Annotated in this window: 10 protein-coding genes; 3 read left to right on the top strand and 7 right to left on the bottom strand. The window is 65.5% G+C overall.

Annotation, left to right across the window (positions count from 1 at the left end; translation table 11 throughout):
• Position 1 precedes the first annotated feature (1 nt).
• The 7 genes from ACFY3L_RS27370 to ACFY3L_RS27340 all read right to left on the bottom strand — a co-directional run bounded on the left by ACFY3L_RS27370 (position 2) and on the right by ACFY3L_RS27340 (position 8,695).
• The gene (locus tag ACFY3L_RS27370) at positions 2-1,003 is read right to left on the bottom strand and encodes an acetamidase/formamidase family protein (RefSeq protein WP_389329777.1); all 1,002 of its coding nucleotides are present in this window, start codon (positions 1,001-1,003) and stop codon (positions 2-4) included.
• A complete protein-coding gene (locus ACFY3L_RS27365; protein WP_389329774.1) occupies positions 1,000-2,415 on the bottom strand; it encodes an APC family permease in 1,416 nt (471 codons plus the stop codon). The genes ACFY3L_RS27370 and ACFY3L_RS27365 overlap by 4 nt, the downstream gene beginning before the upstream one ends.
• 1,300 nt (positions 2,416-3,715) lie before the next feature.
• Positions 3,716-4,600 (bottom strand): phosphotransferase enzyme family protein, encoded by an 885-nt coding sequence (locus ACFY3L_RS27360; protein WP_389329772.1) that lies wholly within the window; start codon positions 4,598-4,600, stop codon positions 3,716-3,718.
• Positions 4,601-4,607: 7 nt separating this feature from the next.
• The gene (locus ACFY3L_RS27355; protein WP_389329769.1) at positions 4,608-5,975 is read right to left on the bottom strand and encodes a hypothetical protein; all 1,368 of its coding nucleotides are present in this window, start codon (positions 5,973-5,975) and stop codon (positions 4,608-4,610) included.
• 125 nt (positions 5,976-6,100) lie between these two features.
• Positions 6,101-7,303, bottom strand: coding sequence for a glycosyltransferase family 4 protein (locus tag ACFY3L_RS27350; protein WP_389329766.1), 1,203 nt, complete (start codon positions 7,301-7,303; stop codon positions 6,101-6,103).
• The gene (locus ACFY3L_RS27345) at positions 7,300-7,746 is read right to left on the bottom strand and encodes a hypothetical protein (RefSeq protein ID WP_389329763.1); all 447 of its coding nucleotides are present in this window, start codon (positions 7,744-7,746) and stop codon (positions 7,300-7,302) included. Before ACFY3L_RS27345 ends, ACFY3L_RS27350 begins: the two co-directional genes overlap by 4 nt.
• Positions 7,736-8,695: a radical SAM protein gene (locus ACFY3L_RS27340; protein WP_389329760.1), complete on the bottom strand. Its 960-nt coding sequence runs from the start codon at positions 8,693-8,695 to the stop codon at positions 7,736-7,738. Before ACFY3L_RS27340 ends, ACFY3L_RS27345 begins: the two co-directional genes overlap by 11 nt.
• A 257-nt stretch (positions 8,696-8,952) precedes the next feature.
• On the opposite strand from ACFY3L_RS27340, the gene ACFY3L_RS27335 reads away from it, so the two are divergent.
• From ACFY3L_RS27335 to ACFY3L_RS27325, 3 genes are read left to right on the top strand one after another with little or no spacing between them, the layout of a single operon-like run.
• Positions 8,953-10,026, top strand: a complete 1,074-nt coding sequence (locus ACFY3L_RS27335) for a hypothetical protein (RefSeq protein WP_389330111.1) — start codon at positions 8,953-8,955, stop codon at positions 10,024-10,026.
• A gap of 17 nt (positions 10,027-10,043) precedes the next feature.
• Positions 10,044-11,183 carry a hypothetical protein gene (locus ACFY3L_RS27330; protein ID WP_389329757.1) on the top strand — a complete coding sequence of 380 codons (1,140 nt, stop codon included), beginning with the start codon at positions 10,044-10,046 and terminating at the stop codon, positions 11,181-11,183.
• On the top strand, positions 11,180-12,112 hold the full coding sequence (locus ACFY3L_RS27325; RefSeq protein WP_389329754.1) for an alcohol dehydrogenase catalytic domain-containing protein: 933 nt from the start codon (positions 11,180-11,182) through the stop codon (positions 12,110-12,112). Before ACFY3L_RS27330 ends, ACFY3L_RS27325 begins: the two co-directional genes overlap by 4 nt.
• Position 12,113: the final 1 nt, after the last annotated feature.

Below are 12,113 nucleotides of genomic sequence, written 5' to 3'. Positions count from 1 at the left end.
GTCACCGCATCGACCCGGCCAGCGCCCGCAGCCGCTGATGCGTCCCGCCGTACGCCGAAGCACCTCGCAGGATCGCGGTGTCGACGGCGGCGTGCATCGTGTACAGCGGGTCGCACACGTTGCCCGGCGCGGCCCGGCCGGCCTGCGACACCAGCTGGTACGCGTCGAGGACGTCGAGCCCGGTCAGGTCCGCGGTCCAGGTGACGAGGTCGTGCTGGCTGATCCGGTACGCGTCCTCCAAGGGCCGGGCTGCGCCGACGCTGATCAGCTGGTGGTCGGTTTCGATCCGCGGCCACGGCGTGACCACGCCCTTGATGACGTCGACGGCGACGGTGACGTGCATCGCGGTCTCCACCGCGACCCCGCACGCCTCGCCCTGCCCCTGCCGGGCGTGGCCGTCGCCGAAGGCGAACATCGCCCCGGGTACGTTCACTCCGAGGTACATGGTGGTCCCGGCCCGCAGCTCCGGGGTGTCGAGGTTCCCGCCGTGCCGGTCCGGGACGATCGTTGACCGCGCTTCCCCGCCGGCCGGGGCGACTCCGACCGTGCCGAGCATCGGGTCCAGCGACAGCTCGACCGAATAGTCGCAGCGGCGGGCGTGGTAGTGGACCACCCCGGCAGCCTGGTCGATGGTGTACCGCCAGACGAGCTCCTCCAGCGCCGGCTGCAGCATGGCCGTGGTGTGGGTGCCGGTCAGCGCCCCGAAGTGCGGGAACGTCGCCGACATCCCCCAGTCCCGGGCCGGGGTGATGTCGATGAAGTGCAGGGCGAGGGTATCGCCAGGTTCGGCGCCGGGGACCAGGAACGGGCCGGTGACCGGGTTGAACCGCTCGCACACCCGCGACGGCAGATCCTGCACGCTGCGGACCGCACCGCCGAAGCAGTCCTCCGTGGTCGTGGACAGCACCTGTCCGGGCAGCACGTCCGCGATCGGGAAGCGGTGACCGCCGAACAGGTACGTCAGATCCGATTCCGTCATCTTGTGCTCGATCACCTCGGTCATGCCGCGCCCTCCGTTCCCGGCATGCCGGACAGCTTCGGTCGGCGGCCGGCCGCGTACAGCCCGATCAGGACGACGACTCCGACGCCGATCCACACAAACCCGAGCCGTTGCGCGGCCACGTTCGCGTTGACCACGACGTAGGCAAGGATCGCGAACCCGGCCGCCGGCATCAGCAGGTGCGACCACACGTTCCGGGACCGTTTGCGGATCAGGTAGTGCCACACGACGGCGACGTGCAGGACCAGGAACGCGGTCAACGCCCCGAAGTTGATCAGCGACGACAGCAGAGCGATCCCATCCGTACGCCACGCCATGTACAGGCCGATCGCCACCGACAACACACCGGTCAACGTGATCGCGTTCGCCGGGACCCCGGACCGGACGGACACCTTGCGCAGGAACGACGGCAGCTGCCGGTCCCGGGCCATCGCGAACAACAACCTCGACGTGGCGACCTGCGCCACGAGGGAGTTCGCGACACCCCACGCGATCGCCGTCGCCACCGCGCACAACGTCGCCAGCCACGCCCCACCCGCCTGACGGGCCGCGTCGTAGAACGCGACCCCGTCCGGGTCGCCATTGCTCAGCAGCCCGGCCGGGTCGGGGACGAGCAGCGCCGCGACCCACGTCTGCGCGATGAACAACAACCCAGCCACGCCGAGCGCCGCAGCCATCGCCCGACCGACCTGACCCGGGCCGCCTTTGTTCTCCTCCGCCAGCATCGAAATGCCGTCGAAGCCGAGGAACGACAGCACCGCGATCGACACCGCACCGAACAGCAACGGCCACGTGAACGTGCCGCTGTTGAACAGCGGCTCCCACGAGAACCCGCGACCCTTCCCCTCCAACAGCGCCCACACACCGACCACGAGGAAGACCGTCAGGACGATCACGGCGCCGATGAGCATGATCCGGGTGATGAGCGCGGTCATCCGGATACCCCGCAAGTTCACCACGGTGTTGAACGCGACGAACCCGAGCAGCCACGCCCAGACCGGGACCGCCGGGACGGTGGCATGCATCGCGACAGCCGCGATCAGATACAGAAGACTCGGGACCAGGAGGTAGTCCAGCAGGGCAACCCACCCGGTCAAGAACCCGACCCACGCCGCGATCCCCCTGCTGGCGTAGTTGTAGACGCTGCCAGCGAGCGGGAACGCCTGCACCATCTGCGCGTACGAGGCGGCGGTGAACACCATCGCCACCATCCCGACCACATACGTCAACGCGACCATGCCACCGGAACCGCTGTACACCGACCCGAAGATCCCCATCGGCGCGATCGGCACCATGAACACCAGGCCGTAGAACACCAGATCCTTGAACCCCAGCGACCGCCGCAACTCCGGCAGGTAGCTGGCCGCTGCGGCCTGGCCGCCCGCATCGATCGGTACTCGCTGTTCTGTACTCATGTTTCGTCCTCCCCTTGGTCGGGTCCGCCGCAGGCCTCACTGTCTGCGGGCATGGCACATCACGCGTATAACCGCCTGATACGCGGATGCTGAACTAATTCGTCTGCAAGCCGTCCGCCCGTGTCCGCCGTACGGGCGGCAACCTGGCGACTCAGGATGGCTGGAGCGTTGACGCGCGAACCTTGCTGGGTGAACCCCGGAGCCGTTTAGTCTTGTCTTATGTCCGGCGTTTTCCTTGGAGCGCACCCGGCTGGACGGAGGCGATGCTCACGCCCAGCCGGGGCACGTATTAAAGGGCCGTTCACGTCTCAACGGCGTGTTCATGACGCGGACGCGGACACCATTTGCCTGAAACGCTGCGACCGCACGAATACGCGCTGCCTAATTCCGTCGCGACTGGCACGGCCAACCCGGTGCGGATGCGGCCGGCCGCGGTGACTGGATCAGCGCCGCCGATCTGCACTTCGACGCGACCACCGGACCTGCGAGCCCAATCCCGTGCGAGCAGGTTCGGTGGTCGCGTCATGGCTGTGGTCATCGCCCGGTGTCCCGAGCGCATGAACCGTCAGCGTCCAGGTCGTGGCTGGCGCCGCCCCGCTGGTCTACGCCATGGGCATACGCGATCTGCAACAGGCCGGCGGACCGCAGATCGTGCCGCAGCGTCCATCGCCGTAGCCAACCGGCCGTGCTCGCAGCGACCGCCTGAACACCAACACGATGCGCCGAACACGGCAGCGCACCAGGGCACCCCCGCGCGCATCCGGCCGCGCCCCGCACAACGTCGTGCGACTCCTGCAACGCCCTGCCGACCGTCGACAGCAATCGGTCCGGCGCCATCACAGACATCGAATCGTCCACCACACTTCCCCAGCACGCTCCGAGCGTCGACGCGTTCAGCGTCTATTTCGATTCCACACTCGAAGATTGCTGATGATTGACGCATTCGCTAGGTACATGGTGGGCGCTCACCGTGAACCCCACCGTCTTCTGCGACCACCGCGGTAAATAACACCCACCCAGACACGGGAGGTCGGAATGTTGCCGGCCCGCCGACCGGTGGCGATCAGCGACGCTACAAACGTCCATTTTCCGGCGCTGACGGTGTGCCGCCACTAACGGAATGCTGCAACATTAAACAGCCCACAGCAGCGCGACGGTCGTCATCCGACAACGGCAGACTGAGCTGCAGATCGAAACCATGTGGTATCCATGACGAATTCGCCCGTCCGAAGACCCAGGCCGACGACTAGGTCGGTTGGCCCGGATCGTCATCAAGGCTCGGTTGACGTCAGTGGAATCCTTAGATGATGTTCCACTCCACCATCTCTTCATGACCCGTTCGCAAAGCGGCGATACGGCGCGCCACCTCGGCGGCGGCGGTAGAGCCGGATTGCGACTTGCGAGCGTTTGTAGTGATCATTTTCAGTTCCCGCAGCAGGCAGAGATCTTCGAACCCGCCCCACTTCGTCGCATCCCAGCCGTAGGCTGCAGTAAAAGCAGAAAACGCCCCTGGTGTCTCTTGGGCGAATCGACGGCAGTGAACCGCGACCGTGGCGATGTCCCACTCGGGTGGACCGATCGCGGCACCATCCCAGTCGGCCAAGACGGGCGTTCCATCAAAACGACGGAGAGCGTTGCGGGTCTGGGGGTCTGACTGCAACAGACCCTCGTCGAGCGCGAAACGCATCCTTGACCACGCTTCGGCGAGATGCTCAAGGCGCGAACGCAGCAACTGACGGTCGTCGTCGCTGAGGATCGAGGAAGCGGCAATCGAACGATGAATCCCCTCGATCGGCTCGAGTCGTCGCAGTTTGATCGGTGGCGCCGGAAGCACATGCAGTACACGCAGGAGCGCCCCGAGCTCTGCGGCGTTGACGGGGTCGGCATCAGCGGGGTCGATGCGCTGCCAGATGGTGATCGCATGTCCGGAGACGTCAAAGGGCTGGACGATGCCGGGATATAGCTCCACGGTGGGGAAGCCGTTGTCAACCAGCCACTCAACGACCGTCACCACGGGTCGCAGGTCGCCTACCAGGACTCCCGGTGGGGCAATCTTTACGACAGCGTCACCGACGGCGTACACGGCATTGGTGTGGTGTCGGAGTAAGATCGCTTCTGCAGCGGAGCGGCCCAGACGACGACAAACTTCGGCAAGCACAGGACGTGTTCGTGTCTCGACGAACATCGGGCTCCTATGGGTCAGGCGAGACGGTTCCTCCGCCCAGCGTACGGGCCTGCGACCGGCACGCCGCAACATAGTGTGACAAGGCAGCCACCTCGGTCCCCCGCTTCGACTGCGGGATGGCCTCGACGACATCGGCAGCTCGGGTAAGAACGAGTTCGGTCCGCTGGAGTGGAGGAAGCTGAGCGACCGCCATCTGAGCTTCTGCCGCTGCTTCAGCCGTGCGCCGATCACTCGCCAGGCACATCGCCTGATCCAGCCTGATCAGTGCAGGATCGATCAACGTCTTGACTGGGCTCGCCTGATACAGCTGCAGCGCCTCCCCCTGCACACGGTATGCCGCTGCGGTATCCCCGATCCATGTAGTGGCACCAGACAGGTAGAACAACAGCCGCTTGGCTGGGAATCGGAACGCCGCGTCGCTGTCGTCGTCGCCGACCTCATCGAACGACCGGCGGGCCTCTCCGATCGCGGTACGCGCCGCATCCACCGCACCCAGGCGCGCCAGCGCCCTTGCCCGGGCGGCGGCGGCGAGCGCGGTCGATGGTGACGCAGTCTTGGACAGTGCCAACGCCGCATCCGCCAATGACACCGTGCGGTGCGGATCACCGAAGTAGTACGGCAGCATCGCCGCCTGCGCGCGGACGAGGACACGAAGACGCGGCTCCGCGCTGTCATCAGACGCGACGAGGGCCGTCCGGTACCACAGGTGCGCCTGCCTGATTTCACCAAGACGCATCAGGGCGTCCGCGCACATTGTGGCGAGCAACGCCGCAGTGCCAGAGAGTCGAGCCTGCACCATCGCCGGCTGCCTACGGCGCGACAACGCCTGTACCTCAGCGCACTCACTGGCAAGCCGCGTCAACATCAACGACGGCGCGGACGCCGGATACGCCTGGACGTGCTCGGCGACAGACTCTTCGATCAACTCCATCTGCCGTGGCGACACGGTCGACGACGCCAACGCCTCGTCCAGTCCGGTTCGAAGCCCTGCCAGCAAGTCCAGATCCGCCGCTGGGCCGTGATCCGCAACGATGCGCCGCACCGGAGGCTCACTGACGTTGTCACCGCGGCGATCAGGCGCATCGAACGTCTCGGGTTCCAGCACCCCCACACCCATCGCAGGCCGGGGAATCTGCAGGCCGACGGCGACACGTTCCAAAACCTCATAGGCCGTCACCTGGCGGACGTCCTTGGCGATCTCAGCAACCCGGTTCGCCGAGAGCCCCACGAGCGAGCCGATCGCGTTGTACGAGATGCCTCGCGCGTGCACAAATCGAAAGATTGACGCAACATCGCGCCGCGCCAGGAAGGCCCCGATCGGTCGACCATCCCACGTCCCGGAGACCCACCACGCTGGATCGACTGCTGCCGGCAAGAGACGCCACCTTCCATCGATGCCGATCAGGCAGTGTAGCTCACAGTGGGCGTCGCGTAACTCCTGTTCTCCGGGTGGGCCGCTCGGCCTCATCAATTCCCAAGCCGTGATCATCTGGCGCCGACCTAGATCAGCAGCAGGCCGCTGGCGGTCATCGCCTCGGCGGAGTTGCGGTGGAAGTCATGGTCTCGCGCGAGCCTGCGCCGCCCTGCAGCAACCATGCGATCGCGATCGACAAAGGGAAGCTCCACAGCTGCGCGGATCGATTCGGCCAATGATTCGGCGTCCCAACGCCGCGCCACTATTCCAGTTGTGGAGTCCACGGTCTCAGCCAGACCACCAGAGCTGACCACCACCGGAACGGCACCGCCACTCCAGCAATATGTTTCGATGGGCGCGAGACCTGCGGGCTCGTTGATCGATGGCATGACCACGGCGGCAAGATCTTGGTCGCTCACGAGGGTATGGATGTCATCGACCGGGCCCGCCACGAGCCTTGTGGTCGCAGACGCCTCGGCCATGCTTTGAAGCCGCCCGAAGTACTCGCTTTCTCCGATCTCCGGAGTTGCGATCAGCGAGAGTTGGACGGGCAGGCCGTTGGCGTTCAGTGCATCGACAGCCGATATCACCAGATGGAGACCTTTGCTCGGCAGGGCCCGTCCGTACGCCAGGACGGAAAGTCTGCGTTTCGCTTCGACGGGAGTCGTCCGGAAGGCCGATTTCTGGTAGCCGTTTCGCCACAAGGAAACGCGTGAGGCAAGCGCAGGCCAGGACGTCAGTATACGGTTGCGCAGGAATTCCGAGGGTACCGCAAGGCGTCCATTGCGGGCATGCCACGTGCGGTAGTGGACGCCCTCCCATCTGCTCCACTCGCGGTCGCCCGGCGCCTGAAGCGCTGCGAGCGTGTGCGCAACGTGTAGCCGTATGACGGTTTTCGGGACAGCGACTCCCAGAAATGGCACATCAGAAGAGATTAGACCGGTGCGCCAATCTGTCCGGGCATGCGCAAGTCGTGCCAGGAACTGGGAGGACAGGCGAGATATATTGTGCCATTCGGATATTCCAGCGTAGCGGCCCCGCAGGTCATGTTGGTTGGGGATCTCCAACATGTCCCACCCACATGTCGAAAGAACTGTCTCAGTGCGCTGCCATACCTCCTGGTTCCAGGCCGGTGAATCTGAACGGACGCTCGTCGCAAGGAGTGTCACCTGAGTCCAGTGTTCCGCCATCGAGGCAACGAACTGAAGCACATTTTCGTTCATGCGGCCTGCGCCGGTACGACGACTGAAGACGCCGTCGTTCATCATGAGTATGAGATGTCTACTCATGCTGTCATCCACTTGGCATGCAGAACCGGCCACCCGGCCTTACGAACCGCGGCGACAACGAGATCGTCGTCGTCCACAATCAGTTGGATGCGGAGCTCTGCAGCGAGGCGGCGGAGGGACTCGACCTTGTATTCCGCGGCCGGACGCATGTCGTCGTTGGGCCGCATGTGCAGGTGGTTGGTCGGTAGCCCACAGTCCTGCAGCCATCGAATGGTGCCCGGCCGGTAGCGTTCGGGCCTACCCGTCAGCCACAGCAAGCGACCAGCGGCGGCGTGTTCGAGCGCGAGCGCGACGCCTTCGGCCAGCGGGCCGTCGAGGTCGGAGGCAGCGAAAAAGGATTCCCAGTCGGGGACGGTTCTGGTGACGTGGTGCTGGCGGTGGCGGCAGTCGGCAACGGTCCCATCGATGTCGAAGATGATCCAGGAGATCGGGTCACCGACCATCGGCGTGTGCCCTCTGTGCGTCGGGAGCGTCAAATGTGGCATCGCGCAACGCCAGCGCCGAGCGGACCAGTGGGGCGAAGCCGTCGCGCAGAGCGTTGCCCAGCACCTCGTTGCGAGGAGCGCCGACGCTGCCGAGGTCGACGGTCACCGTGCCGTCCGCCAGCACCCAGACCCGAAACGGGTACGGGTCGGTGGCGTCGCGGGTCGGTTGGCCGAACAGATCGATGCCGACGTCTGCGATACGTGCTCGCACTTGTTCGACAGCCGCAGCGAAGTCGGCGGCGCTGTAGGCGTAGATCTCAGCCTTGCGGCCGTCTGCGCGACCGATCGGGCGATATTGGGAGATCAGCCAGTACTCGACCCGGGTGCGGGCCGCCACGTTCAGGATCAGCGACGCGATCTCGTCGAGTCGGCCGATGCTGGCCGGCGCGGTGAAGGTGTTGAAGGCGACGGTTCGCCGGTCGGCGGTCAACAGCGCGACATTGTCCGTGAATCGGGCGAAGTATCCCGCGCCGCGGAACCAGTCGGCGGTCGCGGCGTCTGGGCCGTCGATGGCCAGGGAATAGACATCCACCCAGTCGCGTAGCCGGTCGTAGCGATCCCGGAGCAGCAGGCCATTGGTGTGCACGTTCACCGCGAAGCCGACGCCAGCGGCGTGACTCAGGGCGATTTCGAGGTGGTTGTCGTACGGCATGAGTGGGTCGCCCCCGGTGAACACGATCCGGTTTGCAGCCGACTCGGCCCGCAGAAGATCCAGTACCTGGATGACCGTCGTCGCGTCCGTCGCCACCCGGTTGCGTTCGCGGTAGCAGAACCGGCACACACCTGGCGAGCCGGATACGGCCTGCAGCGCCCAGGCATTGCAGTCGGTGTTGAGGACGAAGTGGATGATAGGCAGGTCGACCTCAGCCAACGGCCTGCCATCTGTGGTGGAGTGCTGATTCGTCACACGTTCACGGTGCGTCCGCGCCGCGGAGCAGGATCAGACCACGGTGAGCCCTCACGGTGATGGCGCCTCAGCACGGCGGAATTGAGCGCCGAACGTCGCACTTCGCGACCCGGCAGGCGCATGGCAGCGCATGCAGATGTCCGTTGCCCCGCTCGGCACACCCCACGGTGAGGGTCCGCTGTGATCTGGCCGCGCGCGGTCGCGTTGAGGATCGTCGTGCTTGGCACGGAAGGCGATGCAACGAAGGAGCGCATGTGATGCCATCCGCGAGCACTACCGGTCTCGACCGTACGGCGCCGACGCCCGGACAGCCGGTCACCTTCTCCGAGGACTACTACCAGCGCGTCGTACGGGAGCATGGGTACGACACCTTCGAACTGGAACGGTTCTCATTTGCTCTGGCCGGTCTGACTGCAGACGAGCTCAACCTGCGGTTCCTCTGCCACCACCGCGGTGGGGCGTTCCTGTCCACCCCGAAGGCGTCACGGATCATCACCACCGGGTTCGGCATGTCCGGACCTCCGCATATGGGGACGGTCGCGCAGATCCTGGGCATCACCCGGTTTCAGCTGGCCGGCGAGCGGTGCCAGATCGTGCTCGGAGACCTGGACGCGCACAACGGCAAGGGGCGCTCCTTGGATCAGACCCGCGAGCTGGCTGAGCGGTTCGCGGCGTTCTGCCAGCGGCTCGGCTTCAACGACACCGCCGGCATTCTGCGCAACCAGTTCGATGACACCAACTGCCTGCGCAACCTTTACCTGCTGGGGTTCTACGCGGACGACGGCGACTTCGGCCACGCCGAGGAGGACAACCACAGCTACTACGCATCGCTGGGCGTCGTGGATGACCGGATGACGTTCCGCCGCAAGGTGTCTCTGGCGCTCATGGCATCAGACTTCGTGACCCTTGGGCAGGATCACGACGCCGTACTGGTCATGCTCGGCATCGATGAACACAAGTATGTCCGGTTCACCCGAGAGATCGCAGAGCGACTGGACGGGAACACGACCTTGCGCGGCGATTTCGCGCTCGCGTCGATCTACTCCCGGCTGACTCGTGGCTTCGGCGGGCAGCCGAAGATGTCCAAGAGCATCCCGGACTCGTCCATCAGTGTCGTCTCCACTCCGGAGGAGATCAGGGCGCGAGTGACGGGTGATGAGGCACGGACGCCGGCGGAGTCGCCCGCCTACCAGTTGCTGTGCCAGACGTTCTTCCGGCCGCACGAGGAGACCATCGCGCTGATCCGCGACTGCGCTACCGGGTCACCGCTGTGGCGAAAAACGAAAACAGAACTGGCCGAATATTTGATCTCCGTCATGGAGCTGTGGTGACCCCCGTGGGAGGCAGCATGTACGCCGACCTCATCGGCCAAGACGAACGGCTGTCAAGTCCAGACCCGACGCACTTCGGCGCCTTCCTGCACCGGCTGAACTCCGGACAGAGCATGACCTACCACGAAGCGGCGACCTACATGCGCATGGTGCTGGCCATAGACGACCCGCGCCAGCGTAGCGCGCAGCTCGGAGTGCTGCTCAACGGCTTCATGGCTCGACACCCCACCGTCGAGGAGGCGACCGGGGTCATCGACGCGGCCCTCGAACTGGATGCGCACCACCCCGCCGACCGGCCCGCGCATCCGTTCGCGGGAGAGCACGTCATCGGGGTTGCCGGCAGCGGCAAGAAGGGGATCAAAACTCCGAACATCTCGACACCCGCGGCGATCGTTGCCGCGGCCGCCGGAATCAAGATCGCCAAGTGTGCCTCCGCTGCGACGTCCTCGGTCGCCGGCTCGGCCGACACCTTGAAGAACCTCGGTGTGCGGGTCACCGGAGACACGGCCCGAACGCTGGAGGTGATGGCGGGATGCGGCCTCGGCCTCTTTGAGATCGAGCAGATGGTGCCCCGGTTCGACGCGGCGTACGGTGGCTTGTTCTTCGCCCCGCACGTCCTGTCGTTGGCCTTCCCCGCGCTACTGCTGCCGATCAAGACCGACACCCTGCTGTACGGCATCGCCCATCCGGACGTGAGCCTGTCACTGGAGGTGCTGCGCAGATACCACACCGGAGACACGCTCGTGGTGTCCTCGACACCGGACAACCTGCGATGGATCGACGAGGTCGGCATCATCGGTGAGACCTCGATCGTCGGCGTCCGCGGTGGTGAACGTGGCCGCACCCTCCGGCTGACGCTCTCCGACGTGCTCGGTGTCGGCCCCTACGAGCTGGGCGACATTGCGCCCGGCGTGACCGCCGCCGACCAGGCCAGAATCGTCGTCGACATCCTGACGGGCCGCGCCCCTCGGGGTTTGATCGACCTCGTCGCGGTCAACGCGGCCACCTTGATCTTCCTGGGTACGGCGCAGCGCACGGTGCCCCAAGCCTTCACGTTGGCACGGGACCTGCTCGCCAGCGGCGCCGCTCTCGCCAAGCTGCACGAACTCATCAAGTTCAGCGGTGGAACCAGCGCAGCACTCAGGCGTTGGCTATGACCGCGAACGCCGCAATTCCAGTTGTAGCCGTCGGCATCTGTGGCTCCGACGTGCAGCGCTACCGCAACGGCTTCGCCGTATCGTCGCTCGGCCACGAACTGGTCGGGCGAAGACCTACCGACGGTGTTCTTGTGGCGATCCGGCCGCTCAGCCCATGCCGTTTGTGCTCGGTCTGTCGACGTGGCTGGACCGAGCAGTGTGCCGATGACACCGGCATCGGCCGCCGCGACAACGGCGAGGGTGGATTCAGCGGCCGGGTACGCGTCCGCGCCGACCAGCTCTACCCACTGCCGGCCCACCTACCGACCACCGTGGCGACCCTTGCCGACCCCCTGGCGTGCCTCATACATGCATTGCGCGGCGCCGGCCTCCGCGACGCCGAAGTGCTCGTGATCGGCGACGGACCGATGGCGGCGATCGCGTGCGTCTACGCGCACCGCCGCGGCGCCCGGCACGTCACCGTAGCGGTGAAGGAACCCGACCGGATCGAACGCTTCTCAGATTTCGGTGATCGTGTAGTCACTGCAGAGGACCTTCTTGCCGACCACTACGATGTCGTAGTGGAGTCGGTGGGAGGCGCCAGCAGTGAACCGATATTGACGGCAGCAACCGCCGTGGCACCCCTGGGGCAGATCGTGGCGCTCGGCGTGTATCGCCCGGATGCCACCGCTGACCTCCCGGTTCGCGGTCTTCTGGAAAAGGAGTCCACGCTCCGCGGTAGCAAGGCGTACCGGGTCAGCGACAGTCACGATGACTTCGCCACCGCGCTTGCACTCTTGACCAGCGCGCCCGACGCCTTCGCATCGATCATCACCTCGACGCCGACTTGGTCGGCGGATGATCCGCAGCCATCTGTATTCGAACGTAGACACGTTCTCAAGACCGTCTACATGAACGAGCCTCACGCAACCGCCGACGCACGAAACTGAA

This window comes from Dactylosporangium sp. NPDC000521, assembly GCF_042898305.1.
GTDB lineage: Bacteria > Actinomycetota > Actinomycetes > Mycobacteriales > Micromonosporaceae > Dactylosporangium.
The sequence above is the reverse complement of the archived record's forward strand: the minus strand, read 5'-3'. Positions and strand labels throughout refer to the sequence as shown.

Coding starts and splice junctions, on each gene's coding strand:
- ACFY3L_RS27370 (WP_389329777.1), bottom strand. CDS start 1,003: ATGACCGAGGTGATCGAGCACAAGATGACGGAATCGGATCTGACGTAC.
- ACFY3L_RS27365 (WP_389329774.1), bottom strand. CDS start 2,415: ATGAGTACAGAACAGCGAGTACCGATCGATGCGGGCGGCCAGGCCGCA.
- ACFY3L_RS27360 (WP_389329772.1), bottom strand. CDS start 4,600: ATGTTCGTCGAGACACGAACACGTCCTGTGCTTGCCGAAGTTTGTCGT.
- ACFY3L_RS27350 (WP_389329766.1), bottom strand. CDS start 7,303: ATGAGTAGACATCTCATACTCATGATGAACGACGGCGTCTTCAGTCGT.
- ACFY3L_RS27345 (WP_389329763.1), bottom strand. CDS start 7,746: ATGGTCGGTGACCCGATCTCCTGGATCATCTTCGACATCGATGGGACC.
- ACFY3L_RS27335 (WP_389330111.1), top strand. CDS start 8,953: ATGCCATCCGCGAGCACTACCGGTCTCGACCGTACGGCGCCGACGCCC.
- ACFY3L_RS27330 (WP_389329757.1), top strand. CDS start 10,044: ATGTACGCCGACCTCATCGGCCAAGACGAACGGCTGTCAAGTCCAGAC.
- ACFY3L_RS27325 (WP_389329754.1), top strand. CDS start 11,180: ATGACCGCGAACGCCGCAATTCCAGTTGTAGCCGTCGGCATCTGTGGC.